The organism is Acinetobacter sp. GWC1_38_13, assembly GCF_001767535.1.
Lineage (GTDB): Bacteria > Pseudomonadota > Gammaproteobacteria > Pseudomonadales > Moraxellaceae > Acinetobacter > Acinetobacter junii.
The window spans coordinates 1-25335 of sequence record NZ_MELG01000035.1 but is presented as its reverse complement, the minus strand read 5'-3'; the positions used below and the strand labels follow the sequence as shown (position 1 = coordinate 25335).

The following is a 25335-nucleotide window of genomic DNA, read 5'->3' as shown; positions in this document are numbered from 1 at the left end:
TCAGACACAATAGACTAGGATAAAACAGCATAAAGCCAGTGATGATGTCAGATACGCATATTCCTTTACCTGAACGTTTACGTCCTCGTGACTTATCCGAAATTATCGGACAAGATCATTTGTTAGGTGAAAATGCACCTTTGCGCCAAATGATTGATCAAGGGCATTTACCTTCGATTATCTTTTGGGGTCCGCCAGGGGTAGGTAAAACTACGATCGCATTATTGCTGGCGCAAGCAGTTGATCGCCCATTTATTAGCTTATCTGCGCTGAATACTGGTGTAAAAGAGCTGCGAGAAGTGATTGCGGAAAGTGGTGATCTGCTGACTCCAGTGGTGTTTATTGATGAGATTCATCGCTTTAATAAATCGCAGCAAGATGCGTTACTAAATGCAGTCGAAAAAGGCAAAATTACGCTGATCGGCGCAACCACAGAGAACCCATCTTTTGAAGTTAATAGCGCTTTACTGTCGCGTTGTCAGGTCTACACGCTGAATAGTTTGGATGCTGATGCCATTCAAACACTCATCAATAAAGCGATTCAAAGTGATAAGTTTCTCAAAGAGCGTTTTATTCAAGTTGAAGAATATGATGCACTGATTCAATTTGCTGCAGGTGATGCACGTAAGGCGCTTAATCTGATTGATTTAATCGCCAGTACCTTTGAAGCTGATGTTGAAAATGTCGTGACCAACGCGATTGTAGTCAAAGTTGCACAGCAGAATATTGCGCGTTATGACAAGTCAGGTGAGCAGCACTACGATTTGGTTTCAGCATTTATTAAATCGATTCGGGGAAGTGATCCAGATGCTACCTTGTATTGGATGGCAAGAATGCTGAAAGGTGGAGAAGACCCAGTATTTATTGCTCGTCGCATGTTGATTGCGGCATCAGAAGATATTGGAAATTCTAATCCAAATGCCTTGTTACTTGCAGGGGAGTGCTTCCGTTCAGTTCAAGCGGTGGGTATGCCTGAGGCACGTATTATTTTAGGACAATGCGCAGTTTATTTGGCAACCAGCCCGAAAAGTAATAGTACCTATTTAGCCATCAATCGTGCCTTAGAGTTGGCAGAGAAAACGGCAAATTTGCCTGTACCATTGCACTTGCGCAATGCGCCAACCAAACTGATGAAGCAACAAGGATATGGGGTGGATTATTTGTATCCACATAATTATCCTGAACATTTTGTATTACAAGACTATTTGCCACCTGAATTGCGTGGTACGAAGCTGTATGAACGAGCCTTAAATAAACGTGAAGTTGAAGCTGAACGTTTGCAACAGCGCCGCTGGCAGCAAGAACAGCAACAGCAATAATTCTTTCTGGGCGCATGCCTCATTTTAAATTTATCAAAGCAGCATTTTAGTCCCGATTGATGGCATGTTGCTTTGGTTCCAAGATTCAATTGATATCAATATGAACTCAAAAACAGCAACACTGATTGGACTGCTTGCCATTTTGCTTTGGAGTTTAATTGTTGCGCTCATTAAAGAAGTAAGTACTCAGTTTGGTGCAGTTGGTGGTGCGGCATTAATCTATACACTTGCTTCAATATTCTTATTACTTTCTATTGGTTGGACGCCTCTCAAAAGTTTTCCAAAAACTTATTTGATTTGGGGTGCTTTTTTATTTGTCGCCTATGAAATTTGTCTTTCACTTTCAATTGGATATAGCCAAACAAATAGACAAGCAATTGAAGTCGGAATGGTCAATTATTTATGGCCAACTTTCACGATGGTTGCGGCGATTTTATTTAATCAACAAAAAGCAAATTTTCTGATCATTCCTGGCTTCGTTGTTTCTCTACTCGGTATTTGTTGGGTTTTGGGAGGAGAGCAAGGATTTGATTTGATTGGCATGGCTAACAATATTCAACAGAACCCACTGAGTTATGGATTGGCATTTCTTGGGACATTGTTGTGGGCGGCTTATTGTACCCTTACAGCACGAATCGCTCAGGGAGCAAATGGAATTACTTTATTCTTTATTTTGGTTTCGATCGTGCTTTGGATTAAATATCTTGTGATGGGGGGGGATGGCTTTATTTTTGATTGGTCATCCTCTATTTCCTTGGTTTTTGCTGCTGCTGCGATGGGCTTCGGCTATGCAGCTTGGAATGTTGGAATTTTGCATGGTAATGTGACATTACTGGCAGGAGCATCTTATTTTATTCCTGTGCTTTCCGCTTTTTTTGCTGCATTGTTACTGAGTACGCCATTAGGTCTTTCTTTTTGGTATGGTGCGCTGATGGTGTGTGTCGGTTCTATACTGTGTTGGTTGGCGACAAAGGCGAAGTCATAAACAAACAGTGATTTTTATTCAAATCAGCTTGGTGAAATAGCTATTGATCAATGGTTTAAACTATTTATTGATTCAAAAATTTATCAAGCATTACAAAAATAACAAGTTATGCCCTTTTATATCAAAAAGAATGCGCTTTAATCTAAAAAGGCATAATAAAAATATGGTTTTAATCTATGACTTTTAAATATTTGAATAAACTCACGACAGCAACAATCATCGCCTTTACCTTATCAGGTTGTGCAAGTACTCCACTTGATCAAGATCGGTCAGAACAATTGTTCTTTGGTGGTCCGATCTTAACGATGGAAGGTATGACGCCAACATATGCAGAAGCCTTGCTGGTTAAAGATGGAAAGATCATTTTTGTTGGTTCAAAAAAGCAAGCAGAGCATTTAGCAAATTCGAATGTTCAATCCATTGATTTAAAAAATAAAACACTTTTGCCAAGTTTTATTGATGCACACAGCCATGTAAATATGGTTGGATTCCATCAGATGGTTGCAAATCTCTATCCTGCGCCAGACGGTCAAGTTTCTGATATTGATTCTTTGGTTCAAGTATTAACACAATGGAAAAAGCAAAATCCTCAAGTCATTCAAACGATGGGGGGATGGATTTTAGGAAATGGCTATGATGATGCGCAATTAAGTGAACAGCGTCATCTGACAGCAACCGATTTAGATCGAGTCTCCAAAGATCAGCCCGTGATGATCTTACATCAATCAGGGCATCTCGCTTCAGTGAATCACAAAGCTAAATATCAATAAAAATACTGAAAATCCAGCAGGGGGGATTATTCGTCGAGAAGCAAATTCGAATGTTCCTAATGGGGCGCTGGAAGAGTCCGCATTATTTACTGCGATTGGTTCAATATTCAAAGATGTGCCACCGCAAGTGATGTTTGAAATTGCTCGTAAAGGTCTTGATGCTTATGTCAAAAATCGTTTCACTACAGTACAAGAGGAACGAGCAGATCAAGGTACGACGGAGATGTGGCAGGCGCTTGCCAAGCAAAATCAACTTCCGATAGATGTCGTGTCTTATCCTGATATCACCACTAGCCAAGAATATATGCTTAAGCAAGGAAGTAGCCGACAATACGATCATCACTTCCGTATAGGTGGCGTTAAAATCAGTTTAGATGGTTCACCTCAAGGTAAGACTGCATGGTTAACTCAAGCCTATAAGATTCCACCTGAAGGTAAAGATAAAAATTATAAAGGCTATCCAGCGATCAAAGACGATCAACAGGTCGATCAATATATTAATGTAGCCTTCAAACATGGCTGGCAAGTGCTCGCTCATGCCAATGGAGATGCGGCAATAGATCAGTTTATAGGTGCTGTCAAAGATGCTACGGCAAAACAAGGTAAAGCAGACCGCAGAAGTGTATTGATTCACTCGCAAACGATTCGAGATGATCAACTAGACCAATTGAAGGCTTTAGATATTATTCCTTCGTTCTTCTCATTACATACCTATTATTGGGGGGATTGGCATCGCCAACAAACACTAGGCGAGACGCGAGCAGCACATATTTCCCCGACAGCAACTGCACTAAAGAAAAATTTAATCTTTACCGAGCACCATGATGCCCCCGTTGTTCCGCCACATAGCATGATGATGCTAGATGCTACAGTCAATCGCGTGACGCGTAGTGATTATGTTCTAGGTGCCGATGAACGTATAAGTCCTTATCTTGCCTTAAAATTCATGACAGATTGGGCTGCTTATCAATATTTTGAAGATCAATATAAGGGTACCTTAAAGCAAGGAAAGCTCGCTGATTTAGTGATTTTAGATAAGAACCCACTGACTGTACCAAGCCGAGAAATCAAAAAAATTAAAGTTTTGGCGACCTATAAAGAAGGTAAACTTATTTATCAGCAGTAGTCAAAATGTAGACATAAAAAAACCAGCTCAAAGGAGCTGGTTTTTTATAAATCATGAATGCTTAAAATGATTAGATATCATCTAAGTTAATGCCTAAACGCGCAGCAACTTCTTCATAAGCTTCAACCACACCGCCTAAACCTTGACGGAAGCGGTCTTTATCTAATTTTTTCTTGGTATCTTTATCCCATAAACGGCAACCGTCTGGAGAGAATTCATCACCCAATACGATGCGGTCATGGAACACACCAAATTCAAGTTTGAAATCAACAAGAATCATATTACCTGCATCGAATAATGCTTTAAGTACATCATTCACTTGGTAAGTAAGTTCTTTCATTTTTTCAAGTTGATCAGCAGTTGCCCAACCTAAAGCGATTGCTTGCGATTCATTTACCATTGGATCGCCAAGAGCATCGTCTTTGAAGAATAATTCAAATGTAGGAGGCGTTAACTCTTTGCCTTCTTCAACACCCAAACGACGGCAAAGTGAACCAGCAGCATAGTTGCGGATGACACACTCTACAGGAATCATTTGAAGCTTTTTAACAAGTACTTCCGTTGGAGAAAGTAACTTTTCAAAATGAGTTTCGATACCTGCTTCAGCCAACTTCTCCATGATGAAGGCGTTAAAACGGTTGTTGACCTTGCCTTTACGATCTAGTTGTTCGATTTTTTCGCCATTGAACGCAGAGGCATCATCACGAAAGACTAAAATCAGGTGGTCAGCATTATCTGTTTCATACACAGATTTTGCTTTACCAGTATAGAGCAAGGTTTGTTTTAACATGGGGGAACCTTTTGAAAAATATGCCTAGTAAACGACTAGGCTGGCCAATTTTGATAAATCTGGGCTAATACTTCAGTTGCGACAGTAGGGTCAGCAAAAGTTGTATCTAGCTTAAACAGAGCAACAGTATTACTTGAGCCCACAGCAGAGAGTTTGAGTAGGTAATTTTGATCACCTACAGTAATCGTCGCCTCATAACCATTGTCTGCTTGAGAGACGATCTTATAGTTGAGACTACTCAATGTTGCGAAAGTGTATTGCCAAGCTGCAGCAGTTGGACCTTCAACTTTAAGTAATGGGTTTTTATTGCCATCCATTACAAGTTGAGGGCGACCTAAAGTTGCTGTAGTCGCTTCACTGGTATTCGCTGTTGCCTGCATCGGATCAGGGCGAGGTAAAGCGTAACGGTTGCCACTTTTATTTTCGAATGTAGGTGCATGTTGAATCGCAAGTGGATCAACCGTTGGAGCTGGATACAATGGTGTAAATGGTCTTACCGTTGCATTCTCAGGGAATTTGAGAGGTTCCAGTGTTTTCGCATTTTTATAATCTAATGAATGATTATTGAGGGCAAAGCGACCACAACCAGCCAAACTTAAAGCTGAAATAACAAGGACAACACCAAGACGTAATTGCATCATAAATTGCTCGTATTAAATTATTCCCGCAGCTTTTAGACTGTTACGGATAGGTTCACGATATTGTTCAGCGAGAGGGGTTAGCGGTAAACGAAGACCAGTGCTGATATAACCCATCTCATGCAAAGCCCATTTCACAGGAATTGGGTTTGATTCGCAAAACAAAATATTGTGTAGATTTGCAATTTGTTGATTTAAACGTTGAGCTTTTTCTTTGTCGCCAGCTAAAGCAGCTTCACAGACGTCACTCATTTGCTTTGGTGCAACATTCGCAGTTACAGAGATGTTGCCTTTAGCACCTAGTAGCATCAGTTCCCAAGCAGTTTCATCATCGCCTGAGTAAACAGCCATTTTACCAGCTAAACCTTCGATGAGAGCTTGTCCGCGAGGAACATCGCCTGTTGCATCTTTGATACCAATAATGTTTTTCACATCTGCAAGACGAATAACAGTTTCATTTTGCATATCCACGCCTGTACGACCTGGAACATTATAAAGAATTTGTGGAATATCAACGGCCTCAGCGATAGCTTTATAGTGTTGGTATAAGCCTTCCTGAGTTGGTTTATTATAATATGGCGTTACAAGTAATGCTGCATCTGCGCCTAATTCTTTCGCAGCTTTGGTCAGCTCAATCGCTTCGCGTGTTGAGTTTGCACCTGTACCCGCAATAATCGGAATGCGTTTGTTTGCAACACGAATCACCTCTTTAATGACCTGAGTATGTTCTTCCATACTAAGGGTCGATGCTTCGCCTGTTGTGCCGACCGCAACGATACTGTGAGTACCTTGTTGGATGTGCCACTCAACAAGCTTCTCAAGACTCTTCCAATCTACGCTGCCATCTTCATACATAGGGGTGACGATTGCGACAATTGAGCCTTGAATATTCTGTGCTAGCTGAGTCATTTTGAAAAAATATCCTATTTTCCCATCCGAGATTGAAGTATTTGAAACGAAATATTGGATGGTTGCAGTATTTTGATTCGTCACTCAATCAATATGGTGAGTTGAATGACAATTATGCAAATTATGACTGATCAGCGACATAAGAACAATATGCTTTAGTTAAACTGTGGAAAACTTTAATTGATCTTTGTATTGAATTCTTTTCATTTGCTGAAAAAGTTAAACATGACTAGTCATAGAACAAGCAGCAGCGTATTTTAAAATGATGGAATTTAAATAGGGTGATCAAATGCTTAAGCAAGTAAAACAAAGTGTTTTAATTGTAGTGGATGTGCAAAATGGTTTCACGCCAGGAGGAAATTTAGCGGTGGCAAACGCCGATGAAATTATTCCGAAGATTAACCAACTTGCACAAAAGTTTGAGCATATTGTGCTAACGCAGGACTGGCACCCTGACCAACATATTTCTTTTGCAGATAATCATCCCAATAAAAAGCCCTTTGAGACCATCGAATTGGATTATGGTCGCCAAGTATTATGGCCTAAACATTGTGTTCAAGGGACGCATGATGCTGAATTTCATCCCAATTTAAATATCCCGACAGCCCAACTGATTATTCGAAAAGGTTGCCATCAAAATATTGATAGTTATTCAGCTTTTATGGAAGCAGATCGTAAGACACCAACTGGATTGAATGGATATTTGAGAGAACATCAGATAAATACTGTGTATATCGTTGGGATTGCTACAGATTTTTGTGTCGCTTGGACTGCGATTGATGCTGTTGAACTGGGTTTTGATACTTATGTGATAGAAGATGCCTGCAAGGCAATTGATTTAAACGGCTCTTTGCAACAAGCATGGCAAGATATGTTGCAAAAGGGTGTGCATCGCATCGAAGCCTCCAGTATTTTGCTTTAAACTTGTGGTTTATATCCCAAAAAAGCTACACTTTATCGAGTGATGCTTTGTATTTACCCAGATTTATTTGAGAGTTGTATGATTGACGAATTAGATGATTTTGATAAAAAAATTATTCATCATTTACAACTCAACGGTCGTTTAGCTAATCAAGAATTAGCTGAGCTGGTGGGGCTTTCAACCTCGCAATGTTCTCGTCGACGAATCTATTTAGAACAGACCAAAGTGATTACAGGATATTATGCTCAGGTGGCTCTGAGCGCAGATCCCACGCCAATTATGGGAATTATTGAAGTTAAATTGCAGAATTATAATGATGCGACGCATGATCGCTTTGTCGACTTTCTCTTAAGAGAACCTGCGGTTAAAGATATTCATAAACTTACAGGCAGTTATGACTTTGCACTTAAAGTCGCTGTTAAAAGCTTAGATGAAATGGTAAAACTGATTGGGATCTTGTCCTCAAGTGATTTTGGTGTAAGTAACTTAAATACCTCAATTGTTTTAGAAAAATTAAAAGAAAATGGCATCGCGATGAAATAAAAAATTTGATCTATGACGCTAAAAGCTGATTAGTCAAATTGCTGTATATTCATATCTGATTGATCATTCGGAATCCGTTATTGTGAATATAAATTGCATTTATGATAAAAATATAAGAAAAAATTGCGAAAATTGAATAAAAATGATCAAATATGTCATATCTTTTTTAAAGATCTCTCCCTTCTGTTGTTCTCCTATTGAGTTATACCATTATGAATACCGATCAAAATGTATCTTTGGTAAGTCCAGTCATGTCTGCAATAGATCAGCATTCTAAGATTGAGGATGCCTTGGCCATGTTAATCGGTACCTTCATTTTATCTTTTGCGATGACCCTATTGCAGCAAGCGGGCATTATGACAGGTGGTACAGCGGGTCTATCCTTATTGATCCACTACGTGACCGATATTAAATTCGGAGTACTCTTTTTCCTGATTAATATTCCATTTTATTATTTTGCTTATAAAAAGATGGGTATGGGATTGGTGGTCAAAACCTTCATTGCTGTTGCTTTGCTGGCTAGTTTTACAGAGACCATTCCACATTTTTTTCAGTTGTCTGATGTCAATCCGATTTATGCAACTATCTTTGCAAATGTGTTGATGGGAGTCAGTTTTTTAATCTTATTTCGACATCGTTCGAGTTTAGGTGGAATTAACTTGTTGGTTTTATATCTGCAAGAGCGATTTAAAATTCCTGCTGGAAAAGTACAGATGGGCATCGATGTTGCAATTTTACTGGCATCGTTATTTTATGTGGATTGGAAGTTAGTTCTATTTTCAATTTTGGGTGCGGTAATTTTAAATTTAATTATTTTATTGAATCATAAAACCAGTCGTTATATTGCTTAATACGATTAAAAGTTTCTCAAAAGGAAATGGAAGAAAGGCGAACCTTTCTTCCATTTTTTATTATTCGACCGTTACACTTTTTGCAAGGTTACGTGGCTGATCCACATCAGTACCACGCAATACAGCGACATGATATGACAGAAGCTGTACAGGGATACTGTAAACAATAGGTGCCAACCATTCATTGACTGCTGGGATATGAACCACGTGTTGGCGATCTTTTTCTTGGATTCCGCTATTTTCATCAGCAAAAACAAAAAGCTCGCCGCCACGCGCTTGTACTTCTTCCATATTCGATTTTAATTTATCGAGCATGTCATCATTTGGTGCCAAAATCACCACAGGCATTTCATTGTCAACTAATGCCAATGGACCATGTTTGAGTTCACCTGCCGCATAACCTTCAGCATGAATATATGAAATTTCTTTGAGCTTCAAAGCACCTTCTAGTGCGATTGGGAAGTGTGTTCCACGACCAAGGAATAAACAGTGGTTCTTTTCTACAAATAACGCAGACAAACGAAGAATCGAAGTATTGTGCTGCAAAGTATCTAGAATTACTTTCGGGCAATGCCATAAAGCTTCAGTAATTTCTGTTAACTGGGCATCAGAGAGACGTTGCTTCACTTGACCGATTTTTAGAATCAGTAACATTAATGCAGCAAGTTGCGTGGTAAATGCTTTGGTTGAAGCAACACCAATTTCAGGGCCAGCAAGGGTGAGTAAATGATGATCTGTTTCGCGAACCATCGATGATGTCGCAACGTTACAAATCGTCATCGTGCTAGTGTCAATCGAGTTGGCTTTAGCGCGTTTTTGGGTTTCACGTAAGGCTGCTAGGGTATCTGCCGTTTCACCAGATTGAGAAATACAGATATACAGCGTATTTGCCACAATGACAGGCGTACGATAGCGGAACTCGCTGGCAATTTCGACTTGGCAAGGTACGCCGATTAATTGTTCAAACCAATATTTTGCAATCATACCTGCGTGATAGCTGGTTCCACAGGCAATAATTTGTACCTGTTGGATTTTAGCAAAATCAGCATTAGCATATTGAAGAAAATCTTCACGCAAATAATTGCCATTTAAGGCTTGTGAAATGGTTTGCTGGATCGCTTCTGGCTGCTCATAAATTTCTTTGAGCATGAAGTGCTTATATTCACCTTTAGATGCGTTGCTAACCGTAGCATCCAGTTCTTTCACTGGGCGTTGAACAGCTTCACCTTGCGCAAAAACTTCAATGCTCGTACGAGTTAAGCGAGCAATATCGCCTTCTTCTAGATAAACAAAGCGATTCGTGACTGGAAGTAGAGCCAATTGATCTGAACTGATAAAGTTTTCACCGATACCCACACCAATCACGAGAGGAGAACCTTCACGGACAGTGATTAATTCATCTGGATGTTCAGTATGAATAATCCCAAGCGCGTAAGCACCTTTCAGTTGAGGAATAACTTTTTGTACGGCTTCAAGCAAGCTATCGGTCTGTTTTAATGCATCATGTACGAGATGAGCAACAACTTCGGTATCTGTTTGAGAGGTAAATACATAACCTAAGGCTTGTAGATCGTCTTTTAATTCTTGGTAATTTTCAATAATACCGTTATGTACGACAGCGACATTTCCAGAAACGTGTGGATGTGCATTATTTTCAGTTGGTTTACCATGAGTTGCCCAACGTGTGTGTGCAATTCCGATATTACCCGTTAAATGTTGTTCTGAAACAGCTTCGGCAAGATTGGCAACTTTCCCTACGCGACGCTCACGTAGAATTTTTTGATTATTGAGTAATGCTAAACCAGCAGAGTCGTAACCACGATACTCAAGACGCTTAAGTCCTTCGATCAAAATATCAGTTACGCAACGTTCAGCAACGCCTCCAACAATACCACACATAATTTTATCCTCTTATTTTTTCAGCTTTTGGGGACGTTGATAATTTGCTTTTTCAAACTGTTTAGATCGTTCGACAGCTAAACTATGGTCAGCCACATCTCGTGTTAAGGTTGAACCAGCGCCAGTTGTAGCACCAGTACCGATTTTGATCGGAGCAACCAGTGAATTATTGGTGCCAATAAATACATGATCTTCAATAATAGTTCTATGCTTATTTGCGCCATCATAGTTACAAGTAATCGTACCTGCACCGATATTACAATCCGCACCAATATCAGCATCACCAAGATAAGTGAAATGATTGGCTTTAGAACCTACACCAATATTAGAATTTTTAACTTCTACGAAGTTACCGATATGCACATCATTTGCAAGATTTGCGCCTGGACGTAAACGAGCAAAAGGACCAATTTGAGTATTTTCGCCTACTACTGCATTTTCAAAAATACTATAAGCCTGAACTTTAGTGCCTGCTGCGATACGCGTGTTCTTTAGGATACAGCCTGCACCAAGTTGTACGTTATCACCGAGCTCACAGTGACCTTCAATAATAACATTCACATCGATTTGAACATCTTGCCCACATTTTAATGTGCCACGTAGATCAAAACGATTTGGATCAATTAAGTGAACGCCTTGTTGCATTAATTCTTTGGCTTGTTGTTGTTGAAATTGACGTTCCAACGTAGCGAGTTGTAGACGATCATTTACGCCTTCAACTTCAAATGCCAGTTCAGGTTGAATGGAAGCGATTTCTAGACCATCTGCAACCGCCATCGCTACGATATCGGTAAGATAATATTCACCTTGTGCGTTGTTATTCGACAGCTTTGGTAGCCATTGGTGTAATTTTACATTGCTAACGCAGTAGATCCCCGTATTGATCTCTTGGATCTGACGTTGTTCTTCATTGGCATCTTTATGCTCAACAATGGCTTGAACTTTTCCTGCCTGACGAACGATACGACCATAGCCCGTTGGATTTTCGACATCGAGTGTGATCATCCCAATACCCGACTGGCTAGATGCTTCTAGTAATTGTTCAAGAGTACTGAGTCGAACTAAAGGCACATCACCATATAAAATGAGTGAGATACCATCTTGCGGTAAAACTGGTAATGTCATCTGTACAGCATGACCAGTACCTAATTGCTCAGCTTGTTCAACCCATTCAATCTGTTCTTGTGCAAAGCTTTGTTTAACAAGTTCACCGCCATGCCCATAAATGGTAATAATATTTTGGGCGTTGAGTTTTTTTGCGGTTTCAATGACGTGTCCCAAAAGTGGACGACCTGCAAGTGGTTGTAATACTTTAGGAAGCTTTGAACGCATTCGCGTTCCTTTCCCTGCAGCTAGAATAATGACGGTTGTTGACATAATTAACCCTAATATTAATGTGTTAGGTCAAAAAATAAAATTGAATAAGAAAAATACATAATGCAGCCCAAAGTCCTGCAATCAGGTCATCAAGCATAATACCAAAGCCGCCAGAAACTTTTTGGTCAGCCCAATTAATTGGAAATGGTTTCCAGATGTCGAAGATACGGAATAAGACAAAACCTGCAATGACCCATAACCAATTCATTTGCTGTAAGTAGAGCAGAGGTAAAAAGGTAATCGATTGTCCAGCAAATTCATCCCAAACGATACGACCATCATCATGGACATTAATCACTTTAGCAGTGTGACCACAAATATAAATGCCTGCAATCGACATGAGTAGGATTGCAAAAACACTGGCATTGAAGCCAAGTATTAGCCACAGGGGGACGAAAAGAAGAGCAAACGCTGACCCAAAAGTACCAGGGGCTTTGGGACTGAGACCAGAGCCAAATCCTACACCGCAGAACACAATAAAGCGGTCAAACCAAGTCATTTGGCTAAAGTGAATAGGGGGTTTATGCAAAGTGTTGATATCCATGAACATGTAATGGGTAAACTTCGCCCATATACTTAAATAACAATCCAGTTTGTTGGGTAATTTCGCCGATTATTGTAAACGGTACATCAGATTGATGTCGCGATAGTTCTTCGAATTTTTGCGGTGATATTGTAAAGCATAATTCGTAGTCATCCCCACCAGCGAGCGCATATTGCCAAGCTTGTTGTTGGTCTAATGCTTTTAGTGCTGAATCTATTGGCAAACGATCTAAAAATAAGGTCGCACCCACGCTAGAAGCTTTCAGAATATGTCCTAAGTCTTGTGCTAAACCATCCGAGACATCGATCATACTGGTCGCTCGACCTTTCAGTCGCTGACCTAACTGACAACGTGGTGTTGGATAATCTAAACGTTGTTGTAGTGCATGACCTAAATGGTGCAGTCCATACGCAGCATCACCGACTTGCCCACTCACGCATATATAGTCACCGACTTGCGCACCAGCTCGCGTAATTGCTTGTCCTTGTTCTATCCAACCTAGCGCTGTCACTGTAATCGTTAATTGGGAACTTTGCGTTGTATCTCCACCGATTAATGCAACATTGAATTGGTCACAACATTCAAAGAGTCCTCGACTGAATTCAGCCAACCATGCCTCATCTACACTTGGTAAACTGAGTGCAAGCAAGATGCTGTGTGGTTGAGCTCCCATTGCCGCGATATCTGATAAATTCACGGCTACACTTTTCCAACCCACAGCATGTGCTGAGGTGTCTAAAGGGAAATGGCGCCCAGCGACTAGAGTGTCTGTGCAAATGACGAGTTGTTGCGAGGAAGGAGGGGTGAGGATGGCTGAGTCATCACCAATACCTAAACTGACATCCTGATGAGATGCTCGTTTAAAGTAACGGTCAATAATTGAAAACTCAGCCATGAAACATCAAGCCTATTATTTCGCTTGTTGTTTTTCAGCTTCACGAAGCTTTGAAGAAAGACGATCTAATACACCATTGATGTATTTATGACTGTCTGCACCACCAAAGTGTTTTGCTAGCTCAATTGCTTCATCAAGTACAACGCGATAAGGAACTTCGAGATGATCTCGTAATTCATAAGCGCCCAATCGTAAGGTTGCAAGTTCTACACCATCAAGTGCAGATAGCTCACGGTCAAGTACAGGAATGAGTAACTCATCTAAAGCTTCATGTTGAGCAACCACTTGAGTGAGTAATTCATGGTAGTAGTTGAGGTCAACCTTGTGCATGGCATTTTCAACACGTGTACGTGCTTCAATTTCATGAACAGGATTTTGACTCATTTGCCATTCATAAATCCCTTGTACAGCAAAACGACGTGCTTTGCGTTTCGCTGCATAAGCGGCCTGAAGTGTTTGCGACATGCTTTAAATTGCCTTTAATAAGTTAACCATTTCGATAGCAGTAAGTGCAGCTTCGCTACCTTTATTACCTGCTTTCGTACCTGAACGTTCAATCGCTTGTTCGATGCTATCGGTAGTTAAAACACCGTTGATCACAGGCATTGTGCTTTCAAGTGCTACAACACCTAGACCTTTAGCACATTCACCAGCAACGAAGTCAAAGTGAGGTGTGCTACCACGAATTACTGCACCTAAAGCAATGATGGCATCAAATTTGTTTGAAGCCGCTAATTTCTTCGCAACGATCGGCAGCTCCCATGCACCTGGTGCATGAATCACGGTGATCGCATCTTCTGCAACGCCGTGACGTTTTAATGTGTCGATCGCACCTTCAAGTAAATGTTCTACAACGAAGCTGTTGAAACGACCAACTAAGATCGCATAACGACCTTCGCTTGCGAGATGTAATAAACCTTCAATTCGGCGAATTGCCATAGCAACCTCGATTATTTTGCTGTGATTTGATCGGCAGTGATGTATTCCACCACCTCTAAATGAAATCCTGATAAAGCATTGAAACGAAGCGGAGAACTCAACAACTTCATTTTCTCAACACCAAGATCACGTAAAATTTGTGCACCGACACCAATTGTTTGATATTGCTGCGATAGCGCTGCATTTGATTTCAGTGGCTTTGGTTGGTTCAAATGATGAATGGCATGACCTAAATCTTCCAAGTGATCTTGTCCAATCCAAACCAATACACCACGGTCACTTGCAGCAATCGTTTTCATTGCAAGATCAAGATTCCATGCTGGAGAACCATCAGCTTTATTGAGCTTTAAAAGATCACGAACAGGATTGAATCCATGAACACGAACAGTGGTCACGCCTTCTTTCGGCTCACCTTTTACCAAAGCTAAATGAATGTCTGGGTTACCGATTTCACGGTATTTATAAAGATCAAAAGTCCCGTATTCAGTTTGAATGGTTTCTTGAGATAAGCGTTCAACAGTTTGCTCGTTGGTCATACGGTAGTGAATTAAATCCGCAATCGTACCAATCTTGAGACCATGCTTTTCTGCAAATACTTCTAAATCAGGACGGCGCGCCATAGTGCCATCTTCATTGATAATTTCACAGATCACTGAAGCAGGCTCTAAACCTGCTAAGCGTGTTAAGTCACATCCAGCTTCGGTATGACCTGCGCGATGTAAGACACCACCTGGTTGAGCCATTAATGGAAAAATATGACCAGGTTGAACAATATCACTTGGTTTAGCATGGGCAGCTACAGCTGTGCGAATAGTATGTGCACGTTCTGCTGCTGAGATACCTGTGCTGATGCCTTCGGCTGCTTCGATTGAAAGGGTGAAGTTCGTGGCATGTTGAGCGCCGTTTTGATCAACCATAAGCGGAAGGTTGAGTTGCTTACAACGTTCGCGGCTTAATGTCAGACAGACCAAACCACGTGCATGTGTAATCATGAAGTTAATGTCTTCAGGACGAACATGGGTAGCAGCGATGACTAAGTCACCTTCATTTTCTCGATCTTCGTCATCCATGAGGATAACCATTTTGCCTGCACGAATATCTGCGACAAGTTCTTCAACACGACTCAGCGGCATTCGCTTTCACCTTTTAAGCAGCCTTTTAAGGCATTAGTATTCGATAAATTTGGCATAGTTTACCGCATTTTAAAACTTTTCGCCTGTGCTTCTTATCGCACGTGACGAATTTATACATCATGCTGAGTAAACGCTTTTATTGATCTAAATATTTGGTTTTGATTCAGAATATAATATTTTGTTTTTTCTAAAAATTTCATTGCTTTGCAATAATTTTTTAACTCAAGCTGCGCTGAATCGATTTAAGAATATAGTTTGAGTGTGTTGTTGTTTTATGCAAATCAAGCACTTTTTGATGGAATAAACTTAATAGTTATTCAAATAATAAACCCCATTCTATACTTAAAAAATGGGGCTATTTTATCGAAGTGAATTAAGAAAGGCTGGATGATTCAAGATGAGACTTTTGCCTTTTTACCCATTAAAATTTCAGTGCGCAGATTTTGAGCTAAAGTTGCACACTCCTCATTCATACCATTAATCATAAATGCATGACGTGTCATGATGTTGCTTGGGTTAGGCATAGCAACTAATTCATAGCTATGTTGAATCGCTTTTAATTGCTCGTGATTCAAATGCAAGGCAGCTTCTTTTGCATGTAAATGTTGAGTTAGGCGTTTCGAAGCTTCAATTGCATCGAGCTGCATGGCATCTACAGGGCTAGCAACAGAACCACGCGTTTGCAAGGCAAAGCGTTTGTCTTCGCGATAACGTTTATACAGTACCTCTGCGAGCAGTTGGAAAACAGCACCAATCATCATAAGACATTCTAAAGCATGTGTTTGATCTGACTGAGTACTTAAGGTTGCCCCTTCAGCATTAAACTCTTGTTCAACACAAATTTTAGATGGATCAATTTGATAATGTTTAGCACATAGATCGATACTTTTATCCAAAAATAACTGACAAAGCTTAAAGTAAGGCAATGAAACGGATTGGTTAACACTATTTAAGAGTTGTTTTGGATCATAAAACTGGATGTTAAGCGCCAATGTATGCTGATCAACTGGAGGTGTTTCAGTGCTGACTTTTTCAACTCGCGTTTTGGGTTGTACTTTTGCTTGTTGTTGTGCTTGAGCGACCAAAGTAACCGTATTTTGTTTTTCTAATGCCAAAGCTTGAGTTAAACGTTGAATTTCATGCTTGAGATGATTTTCTTGATTGATACGAGCAAGATATTCGGTTCGCGTTGGGCGTGCAATAGCACGGTAGCCTAACCAAATTAATCCATGAATCAATAGAGACAATAGAATCGCCAACCACTGTGTACGCAAAATTTCACCAATACTTGGTTGTATCAGCGTTATTTCGACTGTTCCCACTTTCTTTTCATTCTGTAAAGCATCACGGACAAATACTTCGCCTTGACGAGTTTTAGCCATACCGCTAGTTGCTAACACTTGTTTGTTGGCATCCAAAATACGGATTGAGGCAACACTTGGATTGGTCGCATAGCGATTAGCAACCAATGCTAAAGAAACAGTATTGGCGGGTTCCATTTCAGAAAGAGTATCTGCCACTAACTGACTGGTCATCAGTTGTCCTTGGCTGGCGCGGTTTTCATTGAGTTGATGAGTCGTTGCAATCACCAATAAAAAGGTATGCAAGGCAAAACTAACGATCAGTAGGCTAGCAAATAGCCCTTGGCGAGGCGCATTCAAGTTAAACTTCCAAGGCAAATAGATTCATGGGTTATGTTATGATTCTTACAATAGTTGTCGCTCTAACACGAGTCAATTCATGCGAGAAATCATTCTTATATCCTTTTTAGGACCAGATCAACCGAATCAGTTTACTCGATTAATGCAGGTACTCTCCGTACATTCTTTGCAAATACTCGATGTCGGTCAGGCGGTTATTCACAATCAACTGACCCTTGGGATCGTTGTTGCATCAGATAACGAGACTGCAACAGCATTAGCAATGAAAGAGATTCTGATTTTAGCACATGATATTGGCTTAACTGTGCGATTTAAACCAATCAGCAACGCAGAATATGACCAATGGGTGAGTGAGGGTGGACGTACACGCTATATCGTGACGGCTCTTGCACCTGAACTGACCGCTGCACATTTGCAAGCTGTGACTCAAATTGTTTCGGGTCAAGGGTTTAACATAGAAACGGTAACACGTTTATCAGGACGTTTAGAACTAGAAGAACAAAGTCAGTTCCCACGACGCGCTTGCGTTCAGTTCGGATTAAGTGGACAAATGCTTGATGCACAAGCAATGCGTGCTGCTTGTTTGAGTTTATCAGGTGAGTTAAACATCGACGTTGCCGTACAAGAAGATAATGCTTATCGCCGTAATCGTCGCTTGGTTTGCTTTGATATGGACTCTACATTGATTGAGCAAGAAGTGATTGATGAGCTTGCATTAGAAGCGGGTGTAGGTGAGCAAGTTGCTGAAATTACAGAACGTGCAATGCAAGGTGAGCTTGATTTCCAACAAAGTTTCCGTGCACGTGTTGCGTTGTTAAAAGGCTTAGATGCATCTGTTCTGCCTAAAATTGCTGAGCGTCTAACTGTGACAGAAGGTGCAGAGCGCTTAATTTCAACGTTGAAAGCCTTAGGTTATAAGACAGCAATTCTTTCAGGTGGCTTCCAATATTTCGCAGAGTATTTACAAGCTAAACTTGGCATTGATGAAGTGCATGCCAATATTTTGGATGTGCAAGATGGGATTGTCACTGGTGAAGTGAAAGGTGCGATTGTTGATGGTGCGCGTAAGGCAGAGCTGTTACGCCAGTTGGCTGATAAAATGGGTATCTCATTAGAGCAGGCGATGGCTGTTGGTGATGGCGCAAATGATTTACCAATGCTGTCAATCGCTGGGCTAGGTGTGGCTTTTCGTGCCAAACCTCTAGTTCGTCAAAATGCCAATCAGGCAATTTCGAGTGTGGGTTTAGATGGCGTGCTTTATCTTTTAGGTATGCATGATAAAGACCTCAATCGAGCATAGATAAATGTAGATCTGAGCCCTCAAATAAAGCCACAGATCATGTGGCTTTATTGATTTTATTGGCTGTCATCACTTCGTCATATTTATGTCTAAATGTATAGAAAACCTACAATTAAAAAATTCAGAAAAAAGTTTTTTTGAGGTCAAAATTAAGCGTATTTTTTTGTAATGACACTCAGTAATTGATGCTATATAGAAATTTCAGAATTTTGATTTTTAAAAAATGTAATTACAAAAGCATATTGCGACATCTTGTGTCGTATCGTTAATTTTAAGCTCTTTTTTTCTAAAAAAAACGCTCCATAATGCATAAAGACGTTAATGCAACACGAAGTACTGTTAGAGATTACAGAACAATATAAGGTCTGAACGTTGATTCAGACATCCTTTTAAAGACGGAGGTTTCTATGGAAGCAGCGAATTTCACCATGTGGGTTGGATTTGGCTTGATCGCTGTCGCAGTTATTGCTGTTTTCTTCTCTCCTTATCGTCGTTGGTTAGGTTTTATGTTGGCGGGTATGATTAGTTGGGGACTGCTCGAAGTGGTACGCTTTGGTGTGCAAACCATGTTCGAAATGTCTGTCGCTTATAGTTATCTGACAGCGCTCAGCCTTGCGATGGTGACGGTGACATTTATTCTTTTACGTGAAGACAAACAAGCACAAAAACAACTGGCTAATCGCCAGTATATTGAACACACGCCTGTTTATAAGGATGACCAACAACAATGTTCTAGTCGATAAATACATAATAATTCTAATCACATCAAAGGCGTGCTCAGCACGCCTTTTTTACATTCACTTTCTGAAACAAAGCTTTTACAGAGTTCTTCACAATTGTGCTAGGATACGGGTTGTCTTAATTTTCATCATTATACTGTGGGCATAATTGTCATGAAGCTTTCTTCTCTACCTGTGGTTAAGTTACCTATCGTTGATGTAAGTACAGATCCACTGGATTTGTTGGTGGCAGGTTTGGCGTTGCGTATGAAGCAATTGGCACGTACTAGCCCTAAGTTTATTGAGTTAGTTCATGATCGTGAATTTCGTATTCAAATTGGTACAGACTTGGGTATGGCACGTCAGATTATTGTCAATCACGGTAAGATCGATACAGTTGCGGGCAATCCTGAAAAAGCGGATTTTATTTTGCAATTTGCTTCAAGTGAGCAAGGCGTAAAAACTTTAGTAAAAGGCGACCCAACAGCATTCATGACAGGTATGCAAGACGGTAGCATTAAAATGGAAGGTGACTTTAGCTTATTGGTTTGGTTCAACCAAGCAGCGAAATTGATTCCACCTAAAGTACCAAAACCTGTAAAAGAAAAAATTCGCCAAGCACGTGCGTTTATTAAAGAAAAAACAGGTAAATAACAAGCCTGAAAAAAACTCCCTAGATGGGAGTTTTTTATTGCCTAAAGTTATTCAATCTCTAGGTTAAAAGTCACAGGTCCATCATTCACCAAATGTACTTTCATATCCGCAGCAAAAATACCTGTTTGTACATTTTCAAATTGCTGTTGTGCGTATTCAACCAATTGCTCATAGAGTGCTTTGGCATCTGAAGGTGGCATCGCAGGTCCAAAGTCTGGTCGTAACCCTTTTTGAGTTTGTGCCATGAGGGTAAATTGAGATACCAATAAAATACCGCCACTGGCTTGACTCACATTCCACCCCATCTTGCCATTTTCATCGTCAAAGATTCGATATTTGAGAATCTTATCGATCAGTTTCTTACCCTTTTCTAAAGTATCGTCTTTCCCTAAGCCTAGAAAAACCAATAAGCCTTTTTCAATCTCGCCCGTGGTTTGTCCGTCCACAACCACTTTTGCTTCAAGAACTCGCTGAATTAATGCACGCATAACTTTAAAAATTGGATGATAGGAGATGCGCAATTTTAGCAGAGCAAAAGGATAAAAATGAGTCGTGCAGCAAAAGTCTACTATTCAATCTCCAGCGTTTGGTTGTATAACAACAGATATCTAATAAAAATTGGTTAAAACCATCCTTTATGCCTGCCATTATTCGATCTTTACTCGACACGGACTTGTATAAATTCACGATGTTGCAAGTCGTGCTACATCAGTTTCCGCAAACTCACAGTGTTTATTTATTTCGTTGCCGCAATTTAGATGACACGGTTTATCCGCTAGTTGAGATTTTGGATGATTTGAACTATCAACTTGATTTGTTGTGTGAGCTGCGCTTCACCGATGATGAGTTACAGTATTTACGTTCCTTGCGTTTTATTAAAAGTGATTTTGTTGATTACTTAGAGTTATTTCAACTTAAACGTCGTTTTATCCAAGCCAGTATGGATGAGGCAGGTCGGCTCGATATTCGAATCGAAGGTCCAATGGTACAAGCCATGATGTTTGAGATTTTCGTTTTAGCTATCGTCAATGAGCTGTATTTCCAACGCATCCGTAATGATGACGTTTTTGTAGAAGGCGAGCGCCGTTTACAGCAGAAGCTGGTTCAACTACAAGATTATGCTCAGCAACAGCAAGAAAGTGATCCTCCATTCTTAGTCTCAGATTTTGGAACACGACGACGTTATAGTTTTGAATGGCAAAAACATGTAGTTCAAACCTTTCACTCAGCTGCACCCAAAGTTTTTCGTGGCACCAGCAATGTGCTGTTAGCGAAAGAATTAGGCATTAGCCCGATCGGAACCATGGCACATGAGTTTTTACAGGCTTTTCAGGCATTGGATGTTCGGTTACGTAATTTCCAAAAAGCGGCTTTAGAAGCGTGGGTACAAGAGTATCGAGGGGATTTGGGTATCGCATTGACCGATGTGGTTGGGATGGATGCTTTCTTGCGAGATTTTGATCTGTATTTTGCCAAATTATTTGATGGTTTGCGCCATGATAGTGGTGATCCTTATGAATGGGGTGATAAAGCCTTTGCGCACTATCGCAAATTAAAAATAGATACCAAGACCAAAATGTTAACTTTTAGTGATGGTTTAAATTTAGAGAAAGCATGGTTATTGCATCAATATTTTAAAGATCGCTTTCAGGTTAGTTTTGGTATTGGAACTAATCTCACCAATGACATGGGACAGACACCGCTTAATATTGTTTTAAAACTGGTGGAATGTAATGGGCAATCGGTAGCAAAAATTTCTGATAGTTCAGGCAAGACCATGAGCGATAATGAAACGTTTTTGGCGTATTTGCGTCAGGTGTTTGAGATTGAAGAGGCCTAGTTATTCTTTCATACTCAAAATTTGGTACGGCTATTGAATAGCTCAAATGTTATGAGAGATCTGTAATAGGTACTCTTTACTTTTGAAAGATCCAAAGTAGCAAAAATCTTTTGTTGAACTGTTGGCACATCCTGAGCAATTTCAAAGCAACGCAAGGCAGCCACACAGGCGGCATTCATGTCGCCTCTGCACCATTAAGTTTTTTCGACAGGTTTATATGGCTTAACTTTCGCAATTGTCAGCAAATTTTATGCTTTAAATCTAAAATCGTTGGGTTTTTTCCTATATCTTGTTTTCTGCTAAATGAATACGAAAAATCAGACAAAGATAAAAAGTGAGCTATGCTAAAATTTGATGCAATGCTGTAATCACAAGACACCATAACAATGACTGACACAGATTTTAAATTAGGTTTATTGATTGAACCTGAACAACTTGTACCATACTTGGGTCATGAGTTGATTCGAGTGATCGATCTAAGCCGAGCTTCGGTTTATGAGCAATTGCACATTCCACATGCCATTCATTTGCAACCTAAATATTTAGTTGCACAGAATGAACAAGCGAATGGTGTATTGCCAGATGTCGATGGTTTAAAAACCTTGATTGAGAAATTAAATATTTCACCGCAACATCATGTAGTGGTGTATGACGACGAGGGTGGTGCTTGGGCAGGGCGTTTGATTTGGAATTTACACTGCTTAGGTTTCACACGTACCAGTTTGATTAATGGTGGTATTCACGGCTGGTTAGGTGCAGGTTTACCAACCACGTCTGAAGTTGAACCATACAAACCTGTTGCAGAGTTAGTTGCTATTGATGAGCAGGCAGTACAACAGCATCGTATTGAATATGATGAACTCCTCAATGCAGTCAATCATAAGAATATTCAACTTTGGGACTGCCGTACCATAGATGAATATACGGGTTTACGTCTTGCTGCGCGACGCGGTGGTCACATCCCAAATGCTTTGCATTTTGAATGGAGTACTGCCCTAAATCGTGAAAATCATCTAAAATTACACCCGCTTGAACGCACTCAACAACGTTTGGAACAATTAGGCTTTAATTTACAACAACCTGTGGTGGTGTATTGTCAGTCACATCACCGTTCGGGCTTGGCGTATATCTTGGCAAAATTACTCAATTGGCAAGTGAGAGCCTACGATGGTGCGTGGAGTGAATGGGGCAATCGCCTCGATAGTCCTATTATTTCAGGGGAGTCACCATCTTGAGTTTTTCAGCAGACCTAAAAAAACAACTTTTTATCAAAGCACAAAACTTAGTACCTCAACATCAACTGAGCCGTGTTATCGGCAAAGTGGCAGCCAGTGAAAATGTTTTGGTAAAAACTGCTGTGATTCAGGCATTCAAAGCGAAATACGGCATTGACATGAGCATTGCTGAGCAGACTAATCCGAATCAATATAAATCATTTAATGAGTTCTTCACCCGTGCATTGAAGGAAGGTGTACGTGGTGTGGACGAGCGTGCGGATAGTATTGTTTGTCCTGCAGATGGTGCAATTTCTCAGTTGGGTAAGATTGAGGCAGGGGATATTTTCCAAGCCAAAGGTCAAAGTTTTTCTGTAGAGAAATTGATTGGTGATCCGCAACTTGCGAAGTCATTTGTAGATGGTCAGTTTGCAACAGTTTATTTATCACCGAAAGATTATCACCGTGTACATATGCCATTTGCAGGTACATTGACTGAAACTTTATACATTCCAGGAGAGTTGTTCTCAGTTAATCAAACGACTGCTGAAAATGTACCAGGTTTATTTGCGCGTAATGAGCGTATGGTATGTTTGTTTGATACAGAACTTGGTCGTATGGCAGTGGTTTTAGTTGGCGCGATGATTGTGGCTGGGATTGAAACTGTTGCGACAGGCAAGGTAAAACCTTCAGGTAAAGTTGAATTACAGCATCATCAAATGCAGTTAGATAAAGGTGCTGAGTTAGGTCGTTTCTACTTAGGTTCTACTGCTGTGGTTTTATTTGAAAAAGATAAAATAGTATGGGAAGAGCAGTTTAAAGCGAACTCGACTGTGGTGATGGGTGAGCGTTTAGGACATTCGATTTAATCTATATAATTATAAAAAGCCCCTAGATAGGGGCTTTTTATTTTATGTTGTTGTTGTATTTCGCATAAGGCGTATTATGTTAATTTTGGGAATGCTTAAGTTAGTTAAGAACAATAGTCTTGTTTAAATATTGAATAAGGAATATTTCTACGTTGTGTAAGATCTTTCCCTTTTAAATCATTGGCTAATTTATCTGATAATTCTTCATTAGATTTTATCTTGTTGGGAACCCATGAATAACCATGTCTAGGTAAAATTTCAAAAAGATTGTTCATACCTGGTACATAAGAATACTTAAATTGAGTATAAACTTGATCATAGAATCCCTTACAGATTCTATCATTTTCTTTTGAAACTAAATTTCTATTCATAGATGTTGAGAAGTCATATAAGCTCCCATTTTTGTATTCATAATCATATTTTTTCCCAGTTTTGGGACTTTGGCTTGATGTTATTTTTATACCTGAATTAAGCTCTGAAATAGTAATATCTAATGACTCTTTGAATTCAATAGTTTCAGATTTAATTAATTTTGCTAGATCGTTAAACTCATATATAAAATAATGGCTTTCTGGGCTACTCATACCAAACCATGAGCCACATGTACTTGTCACAACATAAGTAGTCTGCTGCTTATATATCTTTTCTAAGATTTCACATTGTGGATCTATCTCACTAATAAAATCAGCATTGCGATTACTGTTCTCAATAGAGAATGGATATTGTCTTACATATAAATCACTATATTTATTTGTTATTTTATATAAAGAAATATTTTCTGGATGACCATCATTATTTCTTATAGATTTGAATGGTTTGACTTCAATAGCATGCGAAACACTGCCTATCATTATGAAAATATTTAGTATAAATATTTTAGAAAAAGGGCTTTGCACTTTAAATTCCTTATAAGTTTAAATTTTAAAGTGATTTTAGCTACTAATTTGTAAAAAGGTAAAATATCCACTGATTTTTAATCCATTTAACATAATGGGCGTTATGTGAAACACATATTGGAAAAATTATATTAAATCAGTTCCTTAATGGTTTTTATACCGTCCTAAAAAAGATAAAGAAACTGACTTAGACACAAGTCGCCTGCTTTTTGAGCATGTTTGATATTTCTTGCCAAACATAAAACTAATTCTGTAAGCCATTTCCTACACCGATTAACGTCAATGTCCCATTTTCAACCTAAGTTAAATTCCCTAATATGAACTCATCAGGAACAGGAAGTTCCAAAACATAAAACAATAATAATAAGTTTGAGCATCAGGATGTGAGATATGACAGGAGTTGTATCTAGTGAAAGAAATACGAAAAAGCCCGACAGGATGTCGGGCTTTTTTCTTTTCCTTTAAAGCTGTTGTGTTGCCCAAAGTTCTATCAGCAATTGAAGCGTTTTAGTGAGAGGTTTATAACTAGGCCAAATCGCATG

Annotated in this window: 24 protein-coding genes and 1 pseudogene; 12 read left to right on the top strand and 13 right to left on the bottom strand. The window is 39.7% G+C overall.

Annotation, left to right across the window (positions count from 1 at the left end):
* The first annotated feature begins 44 nt into the window (after positions 1 to 44).
* The 3 genes and pseudogenes from A2003_RS03465 (at position 45) to A2003_RS03455 (ending at position 4200) form a co-directional block, all read left to right on the top strand.
* A complete protein-coding gene (locus A2003_RS03465; RefSeq protein WP_017397391.1) occupies positions 45 to 1319 on the top strand; it encodes a replication-associated recombination protein A in 1275 nt (424 codons plus the stop codon).
* A 100-nt stretch (positions 1320 to 1419) separates the two neighbouring features.
* Entirely contained in the window at positions 1420 to 2304 is an 885-nt protein-coding gene (gene yddG / locus A2003_RS03460) for an aromatic amino acid DMT transporter YddG (protein WP_286686808.1), read from the top strand.
* A 176-nt stretch (positions 2305 to 2480) separates the two neighbouring features.
* Positions 2481 to 4200, top strand: a pseudogene (locus A2003_RS03455) (amidohydrolase).
* A 70-nt stretch (positions 4201 to 4270) separates the two neighbouring features.
* Here A2003_RS03455 and purC read toward each other — a convergent pair.
* Genes purC through dapA form a run of 3 tightly spaced genes read right to left on the bottom strand, consistent with a single transcriptional unit; the run spans position 4271 to position 6537 of the window.
* Positions 4271 to 4990 carry a phosphoribosylaminoimidazolesuccinocarboxamide synthase gene (purC, locus tag A2003_RS03450; RefSeq protein ID WP_005403468.1) on the bottom strand — a complete coding sequence of 240 codons (720 nt, stop codon included), beginning with the start codon at positions 4988 to 4990 and terminating at the stop codon, positions 4271 to 4273.
* Positions 4991 to 5025: 35 nt separating this feature from the next.
* Entirely contained in the window at positions 5026 to 5628 is a 603-nt protein-coding gene (locus tag A2003_RS03445; protein WP_130576323.1) for a lipoprotein-34 precursor (NlpB), read from the bottom strand.
* Between the two features lie 15 nt (positions 5629 to 5643).
* On the bottom strand, positions 5644 to 6537 hold the full coding sequence (dapA, locus tag A2003_RS03440; protein ID WP_004951127.1) for a 4-hydroxy-tetrahydrodipicolinate synthase: 894 nt from the start codon (positions 6535 to 6537) through the stop codon (positions 5644 to 5646).
* Positions 6538 to 6826: 289 nt separating this feature from the next.
* Between dapA and pncA the strand changes: the two genes are divergently transcribed.
* From pncA to A2003_RS03425, 3 genes are all read left to right on the top strand, one after another.
* Positions 6827 to 7459 carry a bifunctional nicotinamidase/pyrazinamidase gene (gene pncA, locus A2003_RS03435; RefSeq protein ID WP_286686807.1) on the top strand — a complete coding sequence of 211 codons (633 nt, stop codon included), beginning with the start codon at positions 6827 to 6829 and terminating at the stop codon, positions 7457 to 7459.
* 78 nt (positions 7460 to 7537) lie between these two features.
* Complete coding sequence (locus tag A2003_RS03430; RefSeq protein WP_042892121.1) at positions 7538 to 8002, top strand: Lrp/AsnC family transcriptional regulator; 465 nt, start codon at positions 7538 to 7540, stop codon at positions 8000 to 8002.
* Positions 8003 to 8214: 212 nt separating this feature from the next.
* Entirely contained in the window at positions 8215 to 8853 is a 639-nt protein-coding gene (locus A2003_RS03425; protein WP_112986312.1) for a YitT family protein, read from the top strand.
* A gap of 60 nt (positions 8854 to 8913) precedes the next feature.
* Here A2003_RS03425 and glmS read toward each other — a convergent pair whose 3' ends face one another.
* The 8 genes from glmS to A2003_RS03385 form a co-directional block, all read right to left on the bottom strand.
* Positions 8914 to 10752: a glutamine--fructose-6-phosphate transaminase (isomerizing) gene (glmS, locus tag A2003_RS03420; RefSeq protein WP_286686806.1), complete on the bottom strand. Its 1839-nt coding sequence runs from the start codon at positions 10750 to 10752 to the stop codon at positions 8914 to 8916.
* Between the two features lie 12 nt (positions 10753 to 10764).
* Positions 10765 to 12129 carry a bifunctional UDP-N-acetylglucosamine diphosphorylase/glucosamine-1-phosphate N-acetyltransferase GlmU gene (glmU, locus tag A2003_RS03415; RefSeq protein WP_286686805.1) on the bottom strand — a complete coding sequence of 455 codons (1365 nt, stop codon included), beginning with the start codon at positions 12127 to 12129 and terminating at the stop codon, positions 10765 to 10767.
* Positions 12130 to 12151: 22 nt separating this feature from the next.
* Positions 12152 to 12673 (bottom strand): phosphatidylglycerophosphatase A family protein, encoded by a 522-nt coding sequence (locus A2003_RS03410; protein WP_004910111.1) that lies wholly within the window; start codon positions 12671 to 12673, stop codon positions 12152 to 12154.
* Entirely contained in the window at positions 12651 to 13568 is a 918-nt protein-coding gene (gene thiL / locus A2003_RS03405) for a thiamine-phosphate kinase (protein ID WP_286686804.1), read from the bottom strand. The genes A2003_RS03410 and thiL overlap by 23 nt, the downstream gene beginning before the upstream one ends.
* A gap of 15 nt (positions 13569 to 13583) precedes the next feature.
* A complete protein-coding gene (gene nusB / locus A2003_RS03400) occupies positions 13584 to 14033 on the bottom strand; it encodes a transcription antitermination factor NusB (protein ID WP_004679125.1) in 450 nt (149 codons plus the stop codon).
* Positions 14034 to 14036: 3 nt separating this feature from the next.
* Entirely contained in the window at positions 14037 to 14507 is a 471-nt protein-coding gene (gene ribH / locus A2003_RS03395; protein ID WP_004637206.1) for a 6,7-dimethyl-8-ribityllumazine synthase, read from the bottom strand.
* 11 nt (positions 14508 to 14518) lie between these two features.
* Positions 14519 to 15640: a bifunctional 3,4-dihydroxy-2-butanone-4-phosphate synthase/GTP cyclohydrolase II gene (gene ribBA, locus A2003_RS03390; protein WP_004951142.1), complete on the bottom strand. Its 1122-nt coding sequence runs from the start codon at positions 15638 to 15640 to the stop codon at positions 14519 to 14521.
* A gap of 392 nt (positions 15641 to 16032) precedes the next feature.
* Complete coding sequence (locus A2003_RS03385; protein WP_286686803.1) at positions 16033 to 17319, bottom strand: hypothetical protein; 1287 nt, start codon at positions 17317 to 17319, stop codon at positions 16033 to 16035.
* Between the two features lie 61 nt (positions 17320 to 17380).
* Here A2003_RS03385 and serB point away from each other — a divergent pair, with 61 nt between their 5' ends.
* The 3 genes from serB to A2003_RS03370 all read left to right on the top strand — a co-directional run bounded on the left by serB (position 17381) and on the right by A2003_RS03370 (position 19974).
* Positions 17381 to 18601 carry a phosphoserine phosphatase SerB gene (gene serB, locus A2003_RS03380; RefSeq protein WP_286686802.1) on the top strand — a complete coding sequence of 407 codons (1221 nt, stop codon included), beginning with the start codon at positions 17381 to 17383 and terminating at the stop codon, positions 18599 to 18601.
* A gap of 407 nt (positions 18602 to 19008) precedes the next feature.
* Positions 19009 to 19344 (top strand): ciprofloxacin tolerance protein AciT, encoded by a 336-nt coding sequence (gene aciT / locus A2003_RS03375; protein WP_004951151.1) that lies wholly within the window; start codon positions 19009 to 19011, stop codon positions 19342 to 19344.
* A gap of 150 nt (positions 19345 to 19494) precedes the next feature.
* Positions 19495 to 19974, top strand: a complete 480-nt coding sequence (locus A2003_RS03370; RefSeq protein ID WP_004910100.1) for a hypothetical protein — start codon at positions 19495 to 19497, stop codon at positions 19972 to 19974.
* 47 nt (positions 19975 to 20021) lie between these two features.
* Here A2003_RS03370 and dtd read toward each other — a convergent pair whose 3' ends face one another.
* On the bottom strand, positions 20022 to 20462 hold the full coding sequence (gene dtd, locus A2003_RS03365; protein WP_004951153.1) for a D-aminoacyl-tRNA deacylase: 441 nt from the start codon (positions 20460 to 20462) through the stop codon (positions 20022 to 20024).
* Positions 20463 to 20611: 149 nt separating this feature from the next.
* Between dtd and pncB the strand changes: the two genes are divergently transcribed.
* The 3 genes from pncB (at position 20612) to asd (ending at position 23897) form a co-directional block, all read left to right on the top strand.
* On the top strand, positions 20612 to 21814 hold the full coding sequence (gene pncB, locus A2003_RS03360; RefSeq protein ID WP_286686801.1) for a nicotinate phosphoribosyltransferase: 1203 nt from the start codon (positions 20612 to 20614) through the stop codon (positions 21812 to 21814).
* 386 nt (positions 21815 to 22200) lie between these two features.
* Positions 22201 to 23049, top strand: coding sequence for a sulfurtransferase (locus A2003_RS03355; RefSeq protein ID WP_005403448.1), 849 nt, complete (start codon positions 22201 to 22203; stop codon positions 23047 to 23049).
* Positions 23046 to 23897, top strand: a complete 852-nt coding sequence (gene asd, locus A2003_RS03350) for an archaetidylserine decarboxylase (protein ID WP_286686800.1) — start codon at positions 23046 to 23048, stop codon at positions 23895 to 23897. The genes A2003_RS03355 and asd overlap by 4 nt, the downstream gene beginning before the upstream one ends.
* Before the next feature lie 104 nt (positions 23898 to 24001).
* Here asd and A2003_RS03345 read toward each other — a convergent pair whose 3' ends face one another.
* A complete protein-coding gene (locus A2003_RS03345; RefSeq protein ID WP_286686799.1) occupies positions 24002 to 24793 on the bottom strand; it encodes a hypothetical protein in 792 nt (263 codons plus the stop codon).
* Positions 24794 to 25335 lie beyond the last annotated feature (542 nt).